This window comes from Aminobacter sp. P9b (assembly GCF_045345995.1).
GTDB lineage: Bacteria > Pseudomonadota > Alphaproteobacteria > Rhizobiales > Rhizobiaceae > Aminobacter > Aminobacter niigataensis.
On record NZ_CP150082.1, the window covers coordinates 4,910,170 to 4,930,902 of the forward strand.

A 20,733-nucleotide genomic window follows, 5' to 3' on the forward strand; every position below is an offset into this window, starting at 1 on the left:
TTACAGCTGTCCTTCCTGCGCCGAGGTCGGCTGAGCTGGGGTTGCCTGAGGTGGGATCGGTTGTGCCGGAGCGGTCTGTGCAGCCACCTTGGCAGCGTCGAGCGTAGCCAACTCCTGCGCCAACGCGCCTTTACGTCCGCCAAGCTCCGCCAATTCGGATTTCAGAGAATTCAATGTCCCCTGGTCTGTGGCGATATCGGTGGCAAGCTTGGCGCGGCTCTCATTGAGCTTCCGAACTGCTTCATCCAACGACGTTTTCTCACCTTTCAGCTTGTCGACCACGTCAGCGAGCGACGTTTCCTGAGCCTTGACTGCCTGGAGGCGAGTGACTTCCCCGCGTGCGGAATCGACCTGCGCCGTCAAAGTAGCCTTGTCGGCCTCAAGCTGCGATATCTGCGACTTTATCGGAACAAGCTGGCTCTGTGCCTGGGCCAACGCTTCCTGAGCTGCTATCAGTCGCCCTTCAGCGGCGGATGCATCGTCACGAGCGCGTTCAGCGGTGATCTGAAGGCTTGAGAGGTCGCCGGTCAGTGTGACCTTCTGGCTCTCCAGCCCCTGGATTTCCTTGCCAAGTGCCGTCTTTCTCGTTTCCTGTTGGCTGACCTCCTGTGCGACGGCTGTCGCCTGGGTCTGTGATTTCGACGACTGTGCGTCGAGCACCGGAATCTGTGAGGTCAGAGTGGCTATTGAAGCCTGCTTGCTCGCAATGTCCTTTGTGAGAGCCGCAACCTGGCCATCAAGGTTCTTTTGGCGCAGATCGAGCTCCGCAACCTGTTGCTTCTTGTTGTTCAGGTCTGCGATCTGATTCTGCAACTGCGTGATGACGGTCTGCAGCGTGCTGCGTTCCTCGTCGAGAGCAGCCAGAGCGCTTTTGGCGGTAGCCTGCCTGCCCTCCACGTCGTCGACTTGGGCGTTCAATGCTAAAAGTCTGGTCTCGGCCTGCGTCACCGACTTGTCGATCTCCGTCCTGCGGACTCTCAGGTCGTTCAGCTTCACCTCTGCCCGGTTGGCCTCGGCGATCGTCTCCTCAGCGGCCTTGGCCTGGGCTGTGACATCCGCAAGCTGCTTTCCTTCCTGGGACAGAAGGTCTCGCTGTTGGGTGATCTGGCTCGACAGCTGATTCCGCTGGGCCGTCAACGTGGAGATCGTGTCCCTTAATCGCTGCTCATCGAGAGTTCGCTGGGCGATCTCGGTGAGCACGCTGTCGCGACGGGTCAAGGCATCGTCGCGCTCGCGGGTGAAGCGGGTCAGATCGGTTCGAATGACCCCGTACTCGCGTTCCAAAGCATCGACCTGGACGAAAAGCACACCCAGCGCGACGAAGGAAACCACGCCCAAGGCTCCAGCTAGGTAGGTGTAACGCCGGGATTTAGGAAAGGTCTTTTCGGACGAGCTCAATGCATCCCTCCATATCTCTTGCAAGTTCGTCGACCCAGAACCGACGCACCCGCCAGCCAAGGCCTCTTAATTGATGATCGCGCCAGAGGTCGGATAGCTTGCGCTTTCCGTCGATGTCCGAATGCCAATGGCGACCGTCGATCTCCAGATCTAGTCTGATATCGCCAGACCCGAAAAGCGCGAAATCAAGACGCCGCCCGGCCACTTCGTACTGTGCAATCGGATCGAATCCCCGATCTCTCAGCTCGAAATAAACCCGCCGCTCCCACTCACTATCGAACGTACCTTCCGCCACGCGCGGACGCGGCTCGGTGGCAATCGAAGCTAGCTTCTGCAGGCTTGAGACCTTACCGGAGCGCGCGTAGCTCAGATCCCCAAAAACATGGGCGACGGCACGCGCACGGCTGATTGCGACGTTCAACCTGCGCCAGTCCTTCTGGACAAAGGTGACAGCGCTGGTAGCGCTAGACAGACCAAGGCACGGCGAAAACAGGATCAGATCCCGTTCTTGCCCCTGAAAGCTATCCACTGTGCCCGCCCGGAAATCCGCTCGATTAAGCAGATCGGCGGACAATGTCCCCTTGATCACATCGTTCAGTGCCTGAACCTGAGGCCGGAATGGTGCGATGACCCCCACGCTGCCTTCATATTTCTGGACTTCGAGTAGAAGACGCAGTTGTGCCACAATGGCCGTCACCTCGGCGGAGTTGACGTTGCCCTGCATAGGCAGGCTGGGCGCGGGGACATCGGTCCACTCGATCCCCGGCTTTGTTCCTCTTGGCACCTTTAACTGATCCTGGTCGGCGGCGACACGCAAACGCCCACCATAGAACTGCTCGTTGATGTACCCGACGATACCAGTGGCCGATCGGTACTGGTCGCGCAGTGTCACCTTCGCCGCTCCCGGTGTAAGATTTGCAAGGTCGAAAAGCGACCTGCGGCTTTGCGCCAGCCGCCCCATCATGCCGACCGGGAGGCCCTGAGCCTGCATCAGGTTACGGTCATGGGCAATCCCGAGCTGGCTGATGAACGAGAGCTGGCGATCGTCACCGACGACGACGGCGCGCTTGGCGCGCGCGAACAGCGGGAGCGCGGAAGCGATATCGCATTGGCTCGCCTCGTCGAAGATCACTAGGTCGAAAAGCCCCTCGCCCAACGGCACGCGGCGGGGAGCACCGAGGACCGATGCTAGCCAGAGTGGACGATGCGCCACAACCTCAGCCGCAAGCGCGATCGGCAGAGGCCCGCTAGTCTGCGCCAATTCGAGGTTGGCATGCTCCTCACCAAGGCGCGACCGATCAACCTCCGACAGCGCAACGCGAGAGGCGAGTACCCTTGGCAGAAGCTGTCCCACCGTTGCAGTGATTTCAGTGGTCAGCGCGATTGGGTCGCCGGTTATATCGATGGCATCCAATTCCGCGCGAAGTCGAACCAGTTCGTTTTGAAGAGTAGCAAGGCTGGCCGTCTCTCCGAGAGCGTCAGGCACAGATGCAGTGTTGTGCTTCTTTGGGAAGAATTGTCGCAGCGCTTCGAGAACGCGAGCCCAAAGCCCGAGAGCCGTCGGAGCCGATACACTGACATCGAGGTGTTCACCATTAAGTTTACGGGCCTCGATCCTATCCAGAAAATCGGCGATCAGAGCGTTCAGGCGTCCCTGTTCGTCGAACTGATCCAGTACCTCGGACCGCTGCTGTGCCAGGGTTGCCAGACGGGAGCGCGTGACCCGATCCGGCTCAATGGCGGCTTTCGACGGCTCCTTTATCAGCGCTGCCAACACGTTCGTGAAGGACTGGTCGATCTCCCGCGTTGGATCCAAGGTCCTGACCAGGAAATTTGAATGCGGAGCTATCTTTGCCAGGCGGTCTTCCACGGCGTCGAGCGCCTGATGGTTTTTGGAGGCGACCAAGACCGATCCATTCTGAGCGAGAACCGATGCCACCATCGAAACGATCGTTTGGCTTTTTCCCGTGCCCGGCGGACCTGTGATGACGGTCAGGGGCGCAGTCATTCCCGAGCGGACCGCCGTGATCTGCTCTTTGTTAAGGCTACCGACATTGATCGCGGGAGGTGATTCTGCCTGGGCTTGTGGATCGAGCCCTAGAATTGAGGCGAGCGCAGTCCGGGCAAGTCTCTCGCTTGCCCAAACGCCGATCTGGTCGAGGTCGCGAACAGCGCCGGCGGTGAACGTGGTATCGGTCGGAAGAAAGAGTGCTGCAAGATCGTAGATTCCCGGTGTTTCAGGATCGACCTCTGAAACCATTGCGGTTCCGGAAACTCTGCCGCGGAATGCTCCCGCTACGGCTTCCTTGAGCCGGGCGAGGAAGTCGGCCCGCTCAAGCCCGAGCCCTTCGGTCTGATTGAAGACTTCCCGCAACGAGGCCTCTGTCCATCCGGCCCCGCGTGCCGCCCCCTTGAGCCAGTCAGGGTTGACGAGGACATCGTCGGCATCGACCGTGATCTGCAGATGCGTTTCGCTACGGGTCCATTCCGCGCTGATCAAGCCAATGGGCCAGACGACCGGAGCCCCCTGCTTCCGCCCGACAGCGATCGGCCAGCCGACGGCCAGCGTCTGTTCATTTGCCTCCCGCTTCACCAACGCCTTGCGGAATTCATCTGAGAGGTCGTTAAGAGCAATGGCAATATGGAGGTTTTGCCCCTCCTCAGGAGTAACTGGCCCAAGCCCGGTGACGAGATGCCACTGTATGCCATGTCGATCATCAACCTGAGAAATCGCCCCACGAGGATCGGCTCGAAGCGTCGAGCGATAATACCGGAGGAGCGCACTCGGATCGAGATGGACAGCGGCTGTCTCGTTGCCGAGTAAGGTATTTACCTGCGCCTTGGTACCAAATGAGGCGGGTGCGGCCCTAAGGACTTTGCTGTCACCATTAAGTTTGGGACCTGCTGGTGAAGAGACGTTTGTTTGAAAGGCCGAATATCGCGATAACGGTCGCCATTTTCCATCCCGGCCTTTGCTGATTTTTCCGGTGTCGGTCAGCAGGCTTAGCTCGGCATAAAGCTCTGACCGCTTTCGGGGATCGAAATCCACATCCAGCAAGGCAAAGAGCTCACTTGTCGTTCGCCCAGATGGAAATGCAGAGATTGTCCGCAAAACAACAGACATGACACCTTTCCGGAAATGCCTAGCACCGTGCGGTGATAGGCATCATGAATTACGACTCACCCCAAGTTCGCCTGGCCGCAGTGGTCAAAGCTAGACTTAAAGTCAACTCAACGGGTTGTACTACAGCTTGACAGAGAACGAGCTTTCTCACTTCACACCAAGCTTAATTCCTTTGATCGCCTGAGGCCGACCCAAAGAGTCCTTAAGCCAGCACTCTTTTTTTGAAACATATGCAAACAGCCCTGCATGCTTTGTCACCGATGCACGACACAAAGCACTCGAGATAGTTCGTTTGCCGAATTCGTTTGTAATCGCCGCCTGGGAGGTCCATCCCCGAGTAACTAGTGTAATCAGACATGATGACGTCGGCCGCTTTTGAGGACAAATAGGCCGCCATAGCGTCTGAGTTGCGAATGAGCGCCACCACATTGTCTTTTAGGAAGCACACGTGACGCTTTGCGTTGTAGGTGATCGCTTTACATTGTCCATCGCCTTCGCAGGCTCGACAGCCTTGATATGTGACATCCCTCACGGTTGTGTAGTCGAAGCCGATCGCGTCGTAGCCTCGAGCGTCCAGCAAGATGTGAGATGTCGCGTTCCCAGGGCGATCGGCAACCCGGTCCTTGGGTGGGGTGTCCACCCGCAGCTCGGGCTTTCCGTTGCAGAAAACCTGAAACACCGACGGAGCGATCCGATCCATGAGGTCGGCTGTGGACGGAGGCGATTGGTCGGCAGATTTGTCACCAGACTGTTTGGCGATGCTCTGTGACTGCATGAACAGGTCGGCAACCGATGCTCTAATCGCAAAATTGACGTTCTGTGCGGGGATCCCAATCCTATCCGCGGCTTCCTTTGAGAGCGTGGCAGTCGTGATTCCAAGCAGATATCCATCACGGTCAATTACCGGGCCACCGGAGTTGCCAGGCTGGATCGGCGTTGAAATCTGGAGGTGCCTGGTGTCGTTGTGCAGGCCCGCGAGAGCGTTGACATTGCCAGTAGTGACCTTGATCGAGTCCGACAGTAGGCCTGCCAAAGGAAAGCCAATAGCGACTATGTCCTCTCCAAGACGGGTCGGAGCACCTCTGAAAGTAAGCGGTGATAGCGGGGCTTTGGCCGTCACCTTGAGAAGCGCCAGATTGTGGGTCGCATCAATCCGCGGATCGGAGGCATCCCCTACCCCTTTGACCTCGATACGCTGGCATCCCTCAACGACGTGAGCGTTTGTTAGTAGCCAACCATCTGAGGTCACAGCGAAACCTGTACCCGAGGGTTTTGGCTCCTCGGCCAAAGCATTTGCTGTGGTCAAGATTATCAGCGCAGCCAAGGCTGCGCGCGCAATGGATGCCATGCTAGTCCCCCTTGGACTGAGAACTAGATTGCCTTGCTCAAGACTGCAATCTCCTCTCGCCGATTTCCAAACGAGATGCGGGGAATACAGCATTCCGATCCGTGCAATTGCCCGTTTGGTCGCCAACGACCAGGTAGCCGTTGGGTGACTTTTCCAACCGCGCGAACTGCTTTTCGCGCAGTTCACCGATTGCCCGCCTTCGAGCCTTGCGATCCATGAAATAAATGTCCGCGCCGTGCCGGCGCTTGCAGCGACCGTAGGCATAGATCGCCTCGACGGTTTGGACCGTGAAGCCACGCTGGCCGATGCGCTTGCCAGCGTGCGTGTTGATGGCTTCGATCTGCATGACGCGTCTCCCTTGTCTTCCCCATGGACAGGGATAGTCATGCCGGGCGACAGATTTGGTTACGGGGGAAGAACCGCCCATGGCCTATGACAAGGCTGCGGATTTGCTTGAGCTTGCGCTGGGGATCGCTGCGCGGCGGTTCGGGATGCCCTACGCGGACATCGACCGACGTTCGGATGCTCCAACGGACTCAGCCATCCTATTCCGCCGCCTCCATCTGGCGCTCGTCCACGGGCACGAGAGCTTCGGCCAGGAGGGCGTCGAGCAGGCGGCGGCGGGCGTCAGTGGCGGCGGCGAGGCTCACCTCCAGCCGATCGCAGATGGCCATCAGCTCGTCGACCTTGGCGACGATACGGCGCTGTTCAGGGAGTGGTGGGAGAGGGATCGGTATGCGTTCGGTCTTATCTTTCCCGAGAGTAGGTACTCCCGTATTCTGGTTCATTTCATTCGTAAGCCAGTCGACAACAGAGGTTCGGCGTAAGCTCAAGAGCAGGTATCGTGGTAGAACCCCGTCGAACGGCTTAATGATGAAAACGGTATGGCTGAAGGTATATTTCTCAAGCGGGGGAAGGAACCGCGGCAAGCCGAGACGGCCTTTGCGAGCGAACACGATGTCTCCCACAAAAGCGGCACATCTCCGTTTGATACTCAAAGAAGTCAGCCGTCACAAGCTTTGCAGTCGCCGGATTCCAATCGTCAAGGCCACTGAATTCTTGCGTCGACAGAATAGGTACTATTTCCCCATCGAAAGACGGATAACGGTGGCTTGGGTTTGGATCAGAAACTAATGCTATGTCGCCAAGGGGGCACAGCATCCAAGTCGGAGGCAAATCTACGGGCCGATCTTCGTCTTGGACAGATAGAGGCCGTTTCGGCACACGGATTCGTCTTTCCGCCACCTGCCGCGCTTTCTCCTTTACGATCCGACTCATCAATTCCGATGCCGGCTCGTCACCCGCATCCTACGGCACAAGCTTGACCGAATTGAATGGATCTGAAGAACAGGTCGTCGAGGATCACTTCATTGATGGCTATATTTTGAACCCACTCCGACGGCCAAATCCAAACGCCTACCCTTCCGAAAGTGCTTCATGCCATCCGAGTCCCGCTCCCCACGCCTCGCCGTTCTCATCGACGCCGATAATGCATCTGCGAAGATCGCGGATGGCCTTTTCGAGGAGATCGCTAAGATTGGCGAGGCCAGTGTTCGCCGCATCTATGGTGACTTTTCCAGCGTCCGTTCGAAGTCTTGGGCTGAAGTGCTTTCGAAGCACGCAATCATTCCCCAGCAGCAGTTCGCTTACACCACCGGCAAGAACGCCTCAGATATCACGCTGGTCATCGATGCGATGGATCTTCTCCACAGCGGCCGTTTCGACGGCTTCTGCTTGGTTTCGTCTGACAGTGATTTCACCCGACTAGCCGCCCGTATCCGGGAACAGGGGGTCGATGTGTTCGGGTTTGGTGAGCAGAAAACGCCTGAGAGTTTCCGACAGGCCTGCCGACGGTTCGTCTATACCGAGAACTTGCTACCGTCTGCGCCCGCCAGTGAGATCGAGGCGGCTCCGAGCGCGAAACCTCTGCAGCCACCAACCGCCGCCATGCCTATCATCAGAAAGATTATCGCGCAGATGGAGAGCGAAGATGGGTGGGTTCCGCTGGGTGCGGTGGGCACGCAGCTTGCCAATTTGGCATCGGATTTCGACCCGCGCACTTTCGGGTTCCGCAAACTACGTGACCTCGTCCGCAAGACCAATGCATTTGAAATCGCCCACAAAGAAGGCGGGACATTGCGCGCCAGACGCTGCAGGAAAAAGAAAGCCGAAGACGCCCGCCGCTTAGTTATCAGAACCCGCGAGGCGCGCCGCCTCTTCCGTCCATCGTCGTGCGTGCTTTAGGAGTCGTCATTCGATACTTCACAACTGAACGACCGATTTCGCATATGCGTGAATAGCGCAGCTACCTCAACGTGGCGGTTCGAAGTCTGCTCGGTTCGCAGACCTTGCCGATCCCATATCTGCTGATCTAAAGACTGCAATGTCATTGGCGAGTTAAAGGCGATATATACTGTAACGAGCAAAAGGTAAAATTGTGTATAAACCGCAAGAATTAGCTCACTTGGTTGGTCGTTTTTTTGGCAACATTGAGCTTGAGACGTGTGTCGATTCAAATGTATCTCGCCCAAGAGTGCGGCCGGTTACAGTATTTCCGCCAGACACGCGTGTTGAATTCTCAAGAGCATATCGCGAAATGTTCCCAATCGGGACGCGCTTTGTAGCGACAGTAAAAGTTTGCCAAAAACATGAAGACAATCAACAAAAAGGGCCTCCTTACCTTAAGTCATATGATGTTTCGGTCATCGCCTCAAGCGTACGAGACGAAGGACTAATGGCTAAGGTGAGAAAGGGGAGCATCAGTGGTCTATCCTATGAGTACTTTTGGAAGACGAAGAGTTGACCATTCTACGAGTGGGACCGTTGCAATGGGGCTTCGGCAGACCGTAACCGCCGGCGGATTGAAAGCAACAATCAGACAAATATCGAAAATCCGCTCCGTTGACGGAACGCGGATTGCCGGCGTCACATTTGATTGTGCTTACCTGTCTGGCGAACCGATGGTTGATCCCGAGCTTCGCGGCCCTGGCGCGATGATGCCATCATTTTCGACCAGGCGAAAAATCTGGTCCTGCGGCATCAAGCTGCCTGATCACGTTTTGCATTTCAGTTGAAACACCCGTGCGATCGCGCCACGGAACGATGACACCATGCAGTTGGGCGCGCAAATCATCCCAGCGTTCGCGCAGAACGCCCCAATGGTATTCGTCATAGGTGCCGCTGAAGATCACGGGGCGGACCTCGATACGCGGTAATTTTTGTGGCCGATCGCCGTTCTCGATTGCGGCCTCAAGCTGTCGGGCCCAATGGCTGTTCACGCGATCGACACGCCCGATCTGCTGCTCCACGACGCCTGGGTTCCATTCCAGGTGCAGAAGCACCACGACGCGACAAGCCTCGTGAAGGTTCAGCCCTTCACGCCCGACCATTGACTGGGCAACAAGTACACGCGGAAAACTGTCCGGACGGTTGAATGCAAGTTGAACCAACCGGCGGGTCGAATGCTCTGTCGCGCCATACATGAAGCGCGCAAAAGCGGCACGTCGCGTGCTCCCGTATTCCGCGTTAAGTCGCTCTTCAAGCGTTTTCCAGAGGTTCTCGGCTTCGGCCTTGTCAAGCTTCTCGTTGCCGTCGGTATCCCCCTCCGTGCGCTCCCGCAGGGCCCCGATGATCCGAACAAACGCGTCGGCCAACTCGCGGTCTTCATGCACACGACCCTGCATGCCGCCGCTATCTCTATTGGGAAGCAGTTCATCAACGGCACGAACCAGCAGGTTCAGAACCGGGGAACCGGAGCCATCATTGCCACCTGTCGCCGCTGCTTCCGCAGCGTTCAGGAGCGCGCGTGCCTCATGTTCTCCTTCAAGCAAGGCAGCCCGGATACGCGAGAAGAACCCGGCTCGCAGCCTTTCCCGGCGACGTTCGAATTGCTTGTATTGCGTGGCAAGGAACCCATCGAGTGTGGTCAGGTCGCTGGCAAGACCAAGCTGGCGGTGCGCCGCACGCAGCGCAGACCATTCACCTGCGCCTACAGCGGATTCTGGCCAGGCACCTCCGTTCTCACGCACCAACAGCAGTGCCCGCGCGTTGAGGAGCGCAGTCAGCGCCTGCATCGGCCTTGTGTAACGGCCGAATACAAGCACTTTTTCGCCCTCTTTTGCATGCTGCTCGATTGCCTTAACGGCAGCAAGAATGGCCGGGTGATCGAAAAGCACATCCTCCCCGCTGGCAAGCGGTTTCGTCATCAGCGATTGCCACCACTCCTGCCGCGACTTCTGTTTGATCAGCGGATCGTCGACATTGTCCTGAATGATGCCCGAGGCAGGCACTGAGGGAATTGGCTCATTTTCCCGGTCCTCCTGCAATTGTTCATTGTCGGCGGCACATTCTTGCATTCCATCCAGATGGCTCGCTATGCCATGTCCATTGGCAAAGGTAAGACGCAATCGCTTGCCGCCGCCGCCAACAACGAGAGAAAGCGCCTCTGCCGCCAGGACAGCCTCCTTCCAGCCGTTCTGGAGTTCACCCATGGCAATGCCGATTGGAGTTTCGCTGCGATAGGCTTCCGCATCATTCATCTTGTCGACAAAGCGCAAAACGGCATCGTCCTCGCGCTTGTCCCGGCGCATCACGTAGGGTGACAGAGCCGCCTGGAAGGCGGCTGCAGCCGCACAGTAGGTATTTCGCGCGTCTTCGTCTGTACGCCAGCCGCGCCGCACACTTTCCACCGCCTGACGGTATGCTGCGATAGCAGGCTCGATAGCTTCCCATGCCTTGTTCTGGACGCCGATGCGTAAAAGCGACTGCCTCCATTGGGAAGCGTCAATCTCGACCGGGGTCGCCGTCATGGCCAGTCGCCGGGCATCAGGCTCGGCAAGAATGATGTCCAGTAGCCGAGAGAGCCCGCTTGCCTCACGACGACTCTTGTGTGCCTCGTCGATGACGATGAGATCGAAGCTACCGAGACCAAGTCCGATCGCTTGTTCCAGCGGCTCCCTCAATGGCTCGTTCTTGCCGTAACCGGCACCTGAAAGCGCTTGGGGCCATTGTGTGGCCGTGTCGATTTCTTGAATCCGCTTTGTTGCCACTGGGCTTGCTGATCTGGCGACCGCTCGAGCGATGCTTTCGGCAGCATTGAAGACCCGCTCATCCCACTGGGGATGCCGCCAAAATCCATAAGGAAAACGGCCAACTGTCTTTCTTTGCCAATGGGCATAAATAGCAGGCAAGAGCTCGCATCTCCATCGGGCGCTTGTTGAGCCAAGGCGCCAGTTCGCAAGATTTTGCGAAATAAGAAGCAGCTTTTCATCGAACCAAGGCGGGGGCAGCGTTTCCCCACTGGTCGGACGCCATGCGTCCAGAAAGGCCCACAAGCTTCTCAGGTGCGGACGCGTGCCAACGATGCCATCCTTGCGCAGTTCATCCTGCCATTGTGCGCCCAACCCTGGGGGGATGATAATCGCGACGCGGCCGCCGCATTCGATAACGGCACGCGCCAGTGCGACTGCGATCCGGGTCTTGCCCATGCCAACTTCATCCGCCAGGATCAGCCCCGAGTGAGGCAGACGCTGCGCCATGTAGCGGAGGCTTGCCCGCTGGCCAGCGTTCAAATAATCATCGTGGCGCTCAGCCATGCCTTCGAGCCGTGTTGCCACAGCCTGCCATCCCTCAAATTTTTGATGCATGCTGTCCTCCAAGCCGAGCCAGTCCGCGCAGTTTCCAGATGATTTCGATGCGATCGAGTACGGCCTCATAGCGAGCGCCCTCTTCGCTGGCAGCGGTTTCGGCGAAGGCGGGGCGGAACGGCGCGTGCCAGAGCGGACCGAGCGGGTTTACCTCCATCTGGCGAAACGCCGAGATGATGCTGTTCTCGGCAATCTGACCAAGGATACTTTCCAAGCGTGTGCACCAGCGCGCCCAGTCCGCCTTTTCAAGCACTGTCTGCCGCGCCGCGATCACCTCAACGAGGCGCATCATATCGCGGATCGCGTAGTTTCTGGGGCCGCCTGCCAGCGATCGTTGACCGCTGGCTTGCTGCGAGCCCCCGTCAGTCAGGTCGCCGTTTTCGTCAGATTGCGGCTCGTCGTCCAGAGGCGCTATAGGGAACGCACCCAGTTGCAGCAACGCATCTTCCATGTCGATCGGTGGTAGTTCCCCCACGGCGAGCCGTCCTGAAGCATCTCCCACCGGCACCAAGATTTTGTGTTCGCCCCCGCTGTCTCGCCAGCGCACCGGCACTTGGCGCGGCTGGCCGTTCGGCCAGATGAAACGTCCATCAACATCGCGTTTGCAGGGATTTCCCGCGTCAATCACGTCAAAAGCCTGCGCCAATTCCACGACCTCACCCAATGGGGCGAGCCAGCCACCGGGACCAGCCGCCCGCGCTTCCCACCGCAGGCATGCGACAGGGGCGCCCATGAAAGGAGGATTTCGCTCCGGCATTCCTGCGCCGCTTTGGAGCTCGGTCGTGGTTGTAATCTCAGAACCCCAATCGATCGGCAGGCGATTTGTGACGGCGTCTTCCGGCTTGTCGCACCCGTCGCTCTGCCACTTCAGCCCTTCAGGCGCGATCACAACACCAGCCTCGAGATTCCCCTTGGTCGCATCCATACGCTCGATGAAACCTGGAGGGGTCAGGTTGCCGGAGCCGAGATAGAGCCAGGCACTGGTGCAATTGTTAGATTCGGATCGATGATTGGCGCTGAATATGAACTTGGCGTGCAGGTGCCCGGGATGCCTCTTGTCAAAGCAATCCGGCTTGCCGGGCTTCAGTACAGTCCAGCCCTCCTTGGCAATCGCCTCTGACGCCCCTGCCACAGCTTGGCATGCAAGCGGATTCACAATGACGCCGATCCAGGGCAAGATCGTCAAATGCCCGGCATCTTTCAGGCGGTGAACGATCCGGTCGAGAACTGCGGGCACCGCTCCAATCTTTCCGGCTTCTTCAAAAAAGCCGGAAGCCATGACGAGACAGTTGCGTTTTTTTTGCCCCCCGCCAATGGTTGCTACCCGAGCAGGCAGTTGGTCGAGGAAAGAGGCTTTGCGACTGTCCATGAAGCGGGGCTGCGGCAAAGATTTGCGGCCCGCGGTCGTCTGGCGCAACCAGCTTTCGACCGCGTCAATCGTATTCGGAAACGGCTGTTTCGTGAATTCCAGAGCGCGATGATCATAGTGGCCTTGCAGCCAGCGCAGCATATCCCATGCAGCCGCAAAATCTGAGCAACGCTGACGCACGTCTTCATCCGCTTGCTTCTGCAAATCCCGACTTTCAACGTCGATGCGCCAGACGAGGTCAAGGCTTTCTTCGACGGTTTGGCGTGTCCAATTACCTGTTGATACAACAAGTCGCAGGACCCACTGGTCGGCGAGCCGCTTGTGGCGAAAGCCAAGTATCGCGACCTTGGCATGCATTAGGCGGAATGGCAGATGAGCGGTGCGGAGCGGCATATGCAGAACGCCGGGGGCCTCAGCGAGTGAAATCTGTGGGCCTCCTGGATCAAGCATCACCGCCAGCGCTATGCCTCCCTCGCAGGCGCGTGCGCGCTTGCTCTGGCCAGTAAAGAGATCAGCCGCCGTATTGAGAAACTCGGCGTCTGCCGAAAAACCGCAGATCCAGCCAAAGGAACCGTAATAGTCCTCTGGTGCCATGAAGTGTTCCGCCAGCGGCGCGGGTCTGAATTTATTGCGCGACATTGCTTCCCCCGTCCAGATGAGCGCTGAGGCCGCCGTTCAGGTCCAGATTGAGCAGGAAGAGATTGGCCATGCGAAAGGACATGTTCTCCGGCCATGCAATTTCGGTTGTGATGCCCGTCTCTTCGGTGTTCTCACTGCCATCAATTATCCTGGACGGCGCTTCATCGGCGCTTGCGCCCGGCGAATCGACGACATCCCTGAAGGCGGCACCCGGAAGCACTAGATCACCGACGAGTCGCAACACGCGACCATCGCGGCGAACGAGCGCCCGCAGCGTCTCAGCCGGATCACTGAAGAGACAATCCCGGCAGAATGCGGTCGCGCTGCCATCAGCAATCGGATCATGCCCGAAATCGACATAGGCCTGCGCCGCTGCGCGTAGCGTCGAAACCGCCTGCCCTATCCTTTCTGGAAGTGTTGGCCCGAGTTCCAGACCACGCATTTTCATCTGGCTCAAATGGGCTTCGACCGCTTCAAGCATGTCCAATGCCGCGTCGCGCGCACGAAAGAAAATCCCGCCTGCATGAAGGTCGCGCCAGTGTTCGCTCGCCAGCTCGGCGGGAGGCAGGCTCCAGGATAGCTTGGTGTCTTTTGACAAGCTGCCTACCCATTGCATGGCGATACGCCGTCTCTCGCCGACCGCGCCACCCGTTGCCATACGCTCTCTCAGGATTTTGCATGCGCTTTGGGCAAGCGGCTCAATCGGCGAAAGAGCTTGACGGGTCGGCGGCGTGCTGACGCAATCGTCGCCGTTCATCCAGCGAACAAGATTGTCCGCGATGCTGCGCTTGTTAGGTCTAAACGCTCCACATGCAGTTTCGATAAAATCCAGACCTGGTTGCGCGCAACGATAGTTGTTGAAGCGCTGGCTACCGCCATCACTGGTAACAAGGCCAAGCGCCAACAACGGCTGGACTACGCGCATCCGCATTGGCTGGACGACATAGGCAGACCGCTTGCGCAGCGCCGAGAACGAATGATCTCTCCGTCCATTCAACTTGATGCGTCCGCGCAGCCGTTCGTCCTGTCGCCAATTCGTATGCTCGAATGACAAGGCACAGGCCAAAGCCTCCAAGGCGTTGGACGCCTCGATATTGCTGACTTGTTTTCCGCGACGCATGGCTTCCTGTGCTATGAAAATACCCAGGATGGCGAGTAGTGCCTGCTTTCCGAACCACAGACCACCAAGCCCAGGCACCGCCAGTTCGTTGAATAGCCGCACAGTACTTCCGACGCCAAGGGTACGCAGCCTGCGCTGCGCGGGAAGAAAATCCGGACCAAGCAAACCCCACTGCATCGTTGCATCCCCCATTCAACCTTCTGAATTTGTAAAACCGAAACATCGTGGGACCGCCGACTTAGACGGGCGACCGTCCTGTATGCTCAGGGGCTATATGTTATCGAAAGAGTGCCTGCGCCTCATCCGGTCGGAGCTGCGAGAGGATTGCCTGCCGAAGATGCCGGACATCTACACCAGCGCGGTGTTCCCGAGGCTCGTCGGAAAAATCCACGAAAAAGTCTGCTGTGAGAATTGGCAGTTTAGATAAATGCTCAATCCGGATGCCCGGGAGCGGCGGCCAGGCCACATCGCGCAGAACCTCCAACCATGCCAGGTCTTGCTGCGGCGCATCGGAGTACAATTCGGAACCCGCCAATATATGCCACACTTCTTTTGCGACACGCTCTGCCGGCAACCCGTTTTCCTGGAGCATCTTCCACGATATATTGTGGACCTGTTCCGCCATTTCGTCCCAGTTCCAGTGCGCCCAGTCACGTTGCGGCTTGATCAAAGCGCTGTACGAGACGTCGCCCGTCAAATTGATGACAGCTATCTCGATCGGGAAAGTGCAGAAACCCAAGCCTGATGCTTCGATATCAACAATGAAAATATCACGACCTAAGAGCATTGTTATTCGATCTGCAACTGGAGTCTGAACGTCGTTTCTTCAGACCCCATGAATACATTTGAAAGCATCATAGGCATGCAGCCTGCTCGATGATTATATTGCTCCAAGCGGTTCTGGAAGTGAATGACTTCGGGATACCCGATGCGCCGTAGAGTGCACCAGCGAGTTGGCCTGTGATCGCGGCTACCCTCTGCACGATCCGCCCAAGTCGCTTCGAAACCAGCCCCGGGTACAGACACGTCCTCGATCGGAAGGTGCATCCACTGCGTATGCCTGCGCCGGATCTCACCTTCGACGTCCTTCACCTGGAGGCGATCAAATTCGTGGTCCTCGATCAACGTAGTGACGACAACGGCGCCCCACGCCTCGATGGCGTCCAGGTCAAGCTGGAGGTTGGGGTCCCAGGCTCCTCCCATCGCGTTACGATCTTTCTCGCCTGGACAGAATGCTATGCCAATACGGCCATGGTCCGGATGCGCGCGCACTTCGGCGATCAAGATCGGATGTGTCAGGCTGGTACGCGTCATTTTGTGGTTACCCCGAATTTCATCAAACAAATCCGATCGCCTTGCGCGCACCGGGTTTGATTGCGACCTCAGCTGCAAGCATGCCGGCTAGTTCTGCTGGATCGGTGACTCGCAGCACGGTCGCCTTCCTTGCAACCACGGCGAAATCTCCTGGCGTGACCATGTTCAGCCTCAGTGCCTCCAACGATGCGGCACAACCGAAGTGACGTTGAAACGCCATTTCAATCTGGGTTGGCGACATTGCGCCGAACTGGGCCTTGAACAAGAACCGGCGCTGAACGGCCGGATCAAGCTGGTCGAGCAGATTGCTCGTCGCGGCAAATGGCAGCGGATGAACTTCCATCCATGTCAGCATTTCGTTGACCTGGCTCAGTTCCCAACTCCGCGAGGCGTGGCGGCGATCGAACAGCAATGAATCCGCTTCGTCGAAAATCAGGAACATCCCGCATTCGGCTGCTTCCTGGAAGGCACGAGAAATGTTTTCTTCCGTCTGACCGACATATTTGCCGAGCAGGTCGGACCCGCGCTTCTGAAGGACGTCCATGCCAAGACGATCAGCGAGATGTCGGGCAAAGGCGGTCTTTCCTGTTCCCGGCAATCCAGTGAATAGAAAGGAGAGTGCACCGGCCCCGGCTTCGACTACCCGCTGCTCAAGGGCGACCAGATCGACGCTTGCCGAGGATAGCGCCGCAGCGAACGGCACTGCCTGGCGGAGAGGCTGCGGCGGCTCATTCTCGCCCAGCGCCTTCTGAATCGAAAGCGCGGAAGATATAGCCATTTCGCCGCCTCCCGAGCCGAAACTGGCGGCTCGCAGACCGGAGGCGATCACTGCGGGAGAAGCAGACAGACCCGCGAGGCAATCGCGGCTGGCCACATCCAACGCCATCCCGAGGACATCGGCGTGGCGATCGACGATGCGCTTGCGGACCTCCTTTCCGGGTTTCGTGAATTCGACGGCCCGCAGCATGCGCCGCAACACGGCTTCTCCAAAGCGCCGAGGATGATTGGTGATCCAGATCGTCGGCACAGCACAGTTCTCAACGAGTCGGTTGACAAAGACCTTCGAACCCGTCCGGTTCGAAAACTCGTCCTCGTCGACACCAGTGAAGATGTCGTCGGCTTCGTCGACCACCACGATCACGCGGCCAGCGCGATTGCCAATGGCGGAAAGCAGCGAAAGATGGGCCAATCGATCAGCGCGATGCGGCTCACGCTGGTCGTCGTCCATTTCTCCGGCAAAGACCACGCGCGCATCGCAGGCTTCAGCAAGAAGCGCGGCGAACTCGGTCTTGCCTGTGCCCGGAGGACCGTAGAACAGCAGTCCCACGCCTTCAGCCTGCTGTTTCAGACTTCCGTCCAGGATGCGAATAACATCTTCCCGCGCCTGCCCCATGTGGTCGAAATCAGAAAGCTCCAGCGTCGGCTCAACCGGCTCGCCGATCAGCGAATCTTGCAACACTCGGGGATCGGTAGTCCGCCTGCGAAGCAGCTTGAGAAGCATCTCCGATGGAGCGTAGTCAGCGGCACCGCGATCTTCGATCAGCCCGAGTTGCATGAGTTGCCCGCGATTGTCGAAAATCTTCCTCAGTACGCTTCCGCGAATCCCCAGCAACGATCCGATCAGATGCACGGACACCTCGTCGCGCTCTTCATCATGACCACTCACGGCGGCAGAGAAACTTCGGAACGGCTCCAGTTGCGTAAGGCGGCAAACTGCGGACAGAGAACAGGCATCACGCGCATCGAGCTTGAGCGTTTGTGCCACCCAGTCGAGTCTTTTCTGGAGAGCAGAGGGTACGGGCGCCACGCTCCGGTTGTTGGCGATACTGGCACGCGGAATACGGACTAATGGGTTCTGTGAAGCAGATTTTCCTTGGCAGACATTCCTTGATGCCGCGTCGAGCTGAGGGATTTTGATCCCGACCGCAGCAGCATATCTCCCATACCATTGCAGGAATTCCTCGGTCGCTCGCATGCGACCATCCTTCTGCTTTCCGGAAATGAAAGACAGGAGCAGCGAACGCAGAACGAACTTCTCGTATGCGCCAAATGTGGTGTCGAGCGTGGAAATCGCACCTGTCTCTATCAACGGATTCATCCAACCCATATGCGTTGCTCCGACTATCTTTCACGGCCAAACTGTGCGGGGCGCGGAAATCTATCTGATCCGCTTGAGCCGCTTCGCGCAGGTTATGAGCGTTCCGTCATCGCCAACGACCAGATAGCCGTTGAGCGACTTTTCCAGCCGCGCGAACTGCTTTTCGCCCAATTCATCGATTGCCCGCCTTCGCGCCTTCCGATCCATGAAATAAATGTCCGCGCCGTGCCTGCGCTTGCAGCGGCCGTAGGCATAGATCGCTTCGACTGTTTGGACAGCGAAGCCACGCTGGGCGATGCGCTTGCCCGCGTGTGTGCTGATGGCTCCGATCTGCATGGCGCGTCTCTCCTTGTCTTCCCTATGGACAGGAATAATGATGCCGGGCGACAGATTTGGTTACGGGGGGAACCGACCATGGCCTATGACAAGGCTGCGGATTTGCTTGAGCTTGCGCTGGAGATCGCGGCGCGGCGGTTCGGGATGCCCTACGCGGACATCGACCGACGTTCTGATGCCCCAACGGACTCAGCCAAGCGCCGCAACACGCAGCGGATGGTCAAGGCTCTCGAAGCCGTCTTTGGCGCCCGCCTCTCGACGGACTACAACGACCAGGGCGAAAAATGCGTCTTCCTCGAAGGCGATAAATTGCGCGAACTCCTGCAGTTGAAGCCGGATGAGATGACCGCGCTCGACCGCTCCATCGAAACGCTGACGACATCAAACGCCGTTCTCGATGCCGAAAATCTGAAGATGTTGCGCACCAAGATCCGTCTGCTCGCGCCTGCGCCAAAGCGACGAAGCATCGAGATCGACTATGAGGCGCTTTTGAGCGCCAGCCATGTCGTAGCCCGTCCGGGCCCGAGCCCAAAGATCGAGCCGGCAACGATGCGACCGTTGACCGAGGCCCTGTTGGCGATGAAACAGGTCTCGTTCGACTACAAGGGATCGAACGGGCTTCATTCCCGAACGGTCCATCCCTACGGCGTCATCTTCGGGTACCGGGCCTACCTCGTCGCACTGGTCCACGGGGCCTCCGGCGACCGGCCTTCCACCTGGCGCATCGACCGTATGGCCAATGTCCGTGTCCTGGAGCAGCCGTCGAACGTTCCGCCCGAATTCCATATCGCGGCGCACGCCAAGCGGTCCTTCGGCGCTTTTCAGAGCGAGGCGGAGTATGGCGAGGTCGAGTGGCGCTTCAGCCCAAAGGTCGCTGAGAGCGTCCTGAGCTTCCGATTCCACCCCGATCAACAAATGATCGAAGAGGGAGACGGCTCAGTCACCGTCCGCTTTTCGGCCAGCGGCCACCTCGAAATGGCCTGGGCGCTCTATCCGTGGGGCAGCCACGTAGAGGTGGTGAAGCCAGAACCGCTCAGGCGCATGGTTGAAGGCTTTCAAAGGGACGATTTTCCGGGGGTGCCTTAGGATATCTTGAGACTTTACAGTTCTTCCACATAGCGCCCAATGCGTGGACGGAAGGCATTCACGAATTCGTTGGCATTCTCGGTATACCACTCGATCGCCTCTGCACGTTGAGCGGGATCGATGAAGTCGCTCATCTCACGCCTCAGTTCAATGACGTGCTTCTCGCCATCCGATTTCCACACGGTCCCAGCAGGCAATTCTTTCCCAATTGCACCACGCTCCTGTTCAAGACGGCGGTAAAACGTGTCTCCGGGCTCGCCCCTATTGAACGTCAAGAAGATACCCATTCCGCCGGAACTCGGGGCGAAGTAGAGCGTGATCCAGGCCCTTGGCGAAGGCATTCTCAAGTTCGTATTCGGCGCGCGGGCCACAGTGATCGGCGGTTGGCTGGCGTCATCAAAATGCATGGTTTCGGCCAGTTCGCTCCAGAACTGGACATATTTGAGTTGCTGGCCAGTCGGCTCCCTCGATCCTACCGTTCCCCGGGCCGCTATCTCGGCGGCATCGTGATCATCGACCACCGTCGCGCTTCCGCCGTCGATCCGGAGAACCTGACGTCTGATCGTCACCGTCTTTGCAAGGACTCTCGGCAGAACGAGACGGCCGCCGCTTGCGGTACCAAAGATCGCAAGTTCCAAAAGGCCGAAAGTCAGGTCGAGTGTTGTATTGCGATCAAGGAATTCAGCGATGCCGGAGAGTTCCTCGCGGATGCCGTCACCGCAAATCAGCAGCAGAAACCTTCCGTCACGCAAGCTACGGGATACGCTGTCGACAAACTCGGCCTCCAAAATGTTTGGGTGTTTTTCAGAGACCAGCGAGAAGAGTACGTTTCCTGTCGCCTTGGTGCGCTTCGCCACCTCCCGTTCAAGATCGTCGTAGCTCCATTTCGAAAGCTCGGCCGCATAGTCGATAATCTGCGCGACCACCTTGCGGCGTTGCTCAGGATTTCGCCAGAGCTTGGCCTCGACGACAACCAACCTGCCTTCTTCGGTGACGTAGAGCACGTCAAGCGGTCCAACCCGTGTTGAGAGCTGGGTGCAAACGGGCACCGGATTGGCATAGGCTGCGTCGATTTCGCGGATCGGAAGCATCGCAGGATTGCGAAAGAGAAGGTCTTCGAGATAGGCCTCGTCATACGCAACCCCTTCGGCGTTCGAGACAAGAGGAATGCGCGTGAGCGCTTCAATTGCTCCATTAGAACCGATGAAAACAGGTGTAACGTGTTGGTTGGACATTTAGGCTCTCTGTTGTGGGGT

At 58.1% G+C, this 20,733-nt stretch carries 14 protein-coding genes and 1 pseudogene; 2 read left to right on the forward strand and 13 right to left on the reverse strand.

Annotation, left to right across the window (positions count from 1 at the left end; translation table 11 throughout):
• The 5 genes and pseudogenes from WHT83_RS24110 to WHT83_RS24130 all read right to left on the reverse strand — a co-directional run bounded on the left by WHT83_RS24110 (nt 1) and on the right by WHT83_RS24130 (nt 6,838).
• On the reverse strand, nt 1-1,398 hold the full coding sequence (locus WHT83_RS24110; protein WP_406872604.1) for a hypothetical protein: 1,398 nt from the start codon (nt 1,396-1,398) through the stop codon (nt 1-3).
• Nucleotides 1,370-4,522, reverse strand: coding sequence for an AAA domain-containing protein (locus WHT83_RS24115; RefSeq protein ID WP_406872605.1), 3,153 nt, complete (start codon nt 4,520-4,522; stop codon nt 1,370-1,372). The genes WHT83_RS24110 and WHT83_RS24115 overlap by 29 nt, the downstream gene beginning before the upstream one ends.
• Nucleotides 4,523-4,669: 147 nt before the next feature.
• Nucleotides 4,670-5,870 (reverse strand): annotated as a pseudogene (locus tag WHT83_RS24120) (trypsin-like peptidase domain-containing protein).
• Nucleotides 5,871-5,907: 37 nt separating this feature from the next.
• A complete protein-coding gene (locus tag WHT83_RS24125; RefSeq protein WP_406872606.1) occupies nt 5,908-6,216 on the reverse strand; it encodes a hypothetical protein in 309 nt (102 codons plus the stop codon).
• A 199-nt stretch (nt 6,217-6,415) separates the two neighbouring features.
• Nucleotides 6,416-6,838 (reverse strand): restriction endonuclease subunit S, encoded by a 423-nt coding sequence (locus WHT83_RS24130; RefSeq protein WP_406874053.1) that lies wholly within the window; start codon nt 6,836-6,838, stop codon nt 6,416-6,418.
• A 469-nt stretch (nt 6,839-7,307) separates the two neighbouring features.
• Between WHT83_RS24130 and WHT83_RS24135 the strand changes: the two genes are divergently transcribed.
• Nucleotides 7,308-8,114: an NYN domain-containing protein gene (locus WHT83_RS24135; RefSeq protein WP_406872607.1), complete on the forward strand. Its 807-nt coding sequence runs from the start codon at nt 7,308-7,310 to the stop codon at nt 8,112-8,114.
• A gap of 758 nt (nt 8,115-8,872) precedes the next feature.
• Here WHT83_RS24135 and WHT83_RS24140 read toward each other — a convergent pair.
• The 7 genes from WHT83_RS24140 to WHT83_RS24170 form a co-directional block, all read right to left on the reverse strand.
• Nucleotides 8,873-11,515, reverse strand: coding sequence for a helicase-related protein (locus WHT83_RS24140; protein ID WP_406872608.1), 2,643 nt, complete (start codon nt 11,513-11,515; stop codon nt 8,873-8,875).
• Nucleotides 11,499-13,523 (reverse strand): hypothetical protein, encoded by a 2,025-nt coding sequence (locus WHT83_RS24145; protein WP_406872609.1) that lies wholly within the window; start codon nt 13,521-13,523, stop codon nt 11,499-11,501. The genes WHT83_RS24140 and WHT83_RS24145 overlap by 17 nt, the downstream gene beginning before the upstream one ends.
• Nucleotides 13,510-14,835, reverse strand: coding sequence for a hypothetical protein (locus WHT83_RS24150; RefSeq protein WP_406872610.1), 1,326 nt, complete (start codon nt 14,833-14,835; stop codon nt 13,510-13,512). The genes WHT83_RS24145 and WHT83_RS24150 overlap by 14 nt, the downstream gene beginning before the upstream one ends.
• A gap of 85 nt (nt 14,836-14,920) precedes the next feature.
• The gene (locus WHT83_RS24155) at nt 14,921-15,430 is read right to left on the reverse strand and encodes a hypothetical protein (protein WP_406872611.1); all 510 of its coding nucleotides are present in this window, start codon (nt 15,428-15,430) and stop codon (nt 14,921-14,923) included.
• Nucleotides 15,431-15,432: 2 nt separating this feature from the next.
• Nucleotides 15,433-15,957 carry a hypothetical protein gene (locus tag WHT83_RS24160; protein ID WP_406872612.1) on the reverse strand — a complete coding sequence of 175 codons (525 nt, stop codon included), beginning with the start codon at nt 15,955-15,957 and terminating at the stop codon, nt 15,433-15,435.
• Between the two features lie 22 nt (nt 15,958-15,979).
• Complete coding sequence (locus WHT83_RS24165; RefSeq protein WP_406872613.1) at nt 15,980-18,064, reverse strand: AAA family ATPase; 2,085 nt, start codon at nt 18,062-18,064, stop codon at nt 15,980-15,982.
• Between the two features lie 51 nt (nt 18,065-18,115).
• The gene (locus WHT83_RS24170; protein ID WP_406872614.1) at nt 18,116-18,391 is read right to left on the reverse strand and encodes a hypothetical protein; all 276 of its coding nucleotides are present in this window, start codon (nt 18,389-18,391) and stop codon (nt 18,116-18,118) included.
• Between the two features lie 78 nt (nt 18,392-18,469).
• On the opposite strand from WHT83_RS24170, the gene WHT83_RS24175 reads away from it, so the two are divergent.
• Nucleotides 18,470-19,477, forward strand: a complete 1,008-nt coding sequence (locus tag WHT83_RS24175) for a helix-turn-helix transcriptional regulator (protein ID WP_406872615.1) — start codon at nt 18,470-18,472, stop codon at nt 19,475-19,477.
• Nucleotides 19,478-19,491: 14 nt separating this feature from the next.
• Here WHT83_RS24175 and WHT83_RS24180 read toward each other — a convergent pair whose 3' ends face one another.
• The gene (locus WHT83_RS24180; protein WP_406872616.1) at nt 19,492-20,712 is read right to left on the reverse strand and encodes a hypothetical protein; all 1,221 of its coding nucleotides are present in this window, start codon (nt 20,710-20,712) and stop codon (nt 19,492-19,494) included.
• Between the last annotated feature and the right edge of the window lie 21 nt (nt 20,713-20,733).

What these genes read in the sequence shown, in the direction of transcription:
- WHT83_RS24115 (WP_406872605.1), bottom strand. Translation starts at nt 4,522, where the DNA reads ATGTCTGTTGTTTTGCGGACAATCTCTGCATTTCCATCTGGGCGAACG.
- WHT83_RS24125 (WP_406872606.1), bottom strand. Translation starts at nt 6,216, where the DNA reads ATGCAGATCGAAGCCATCAACACGCACGCTGGCAAGCGCATCGGCCAG.
- WHT83_RS24135 (WP_406872607.1), top strand. Translation starts at nt 7,308, where the DNA reads ATGCCATCCGAGTCCCGCTCCCCACGCCTCGCCGTTCTCATCGACGCC.
- WHT83_RS24140 (WP_406872608.1), bottom strand. Translation starts at nt 11,515, where the DNA reads ATGCATCAAAAATTTGAGGGATGGCAGGCTGTGGCAACACGGCTCGAA.
- WHT83_RS24145 (WP_406872609.1), bottom strand. Translation starts at nt 13,523, where the DNA reads ATGTCGCGCAATAAATTCAGACCCGCGCCGCTGGCGGAACACTTCATG.
- WHT83_RS24150 (WP_406872610.1), bottom strand. Translation starts at nt 14,835, where the DNA reads ATGGGGGATGCAACGATGCAGTGGGGTTTGCTTGGTCCGGATTTTCTT.
- WHT83_RS24155 (WP_406872611.1), bottom strand. Translation starts at nt 15,430, where the DNA reads ATGCTCTTAGGTCGTGATATTTTCATTGTTGATATCGAAGCATCAGGC.
- WHT83_RS24160 (WP_406872612.1), bottom strand. Translation starts at nt 15,957, where the DNA reads ATGACGCGTACCAGCCTGACACATCCGATCTTGATCGCCGAAGTGCGC.
- WHT83_RS24165 (WP_406872613.1), bottom strand. Translation starts at nt 18,064, where the DNA reads ATGGGTTGGATGAATCCGTTGATAGAGACAGGTGCGATTTCCACGCTC.
- WHT83_RS24170 (WP_406872614.1), bottom strand. Translation starts at nt 18,391, where the DNA reads ATGCAGATCGGAGCCATCAGCACACACGCGGGCAAGCGCATCGCCCAG.
- WHT83_RS24175 (WP_406872615.1), top strand. Translation starts at nt 18,470, where the DNA reads ATGGCCTATGACAAGGCTGCGGATTTGCTTGAGCTTGCGCTGGAGATC.
- WHT83_RS24180 (WP_406872616.1), bottom strand. Translation starts at nt 20,712, where the DNA reads ATGTCCAACCAACACGTTACACCTGTTTTCATCGGTTCTAATGGAGCA.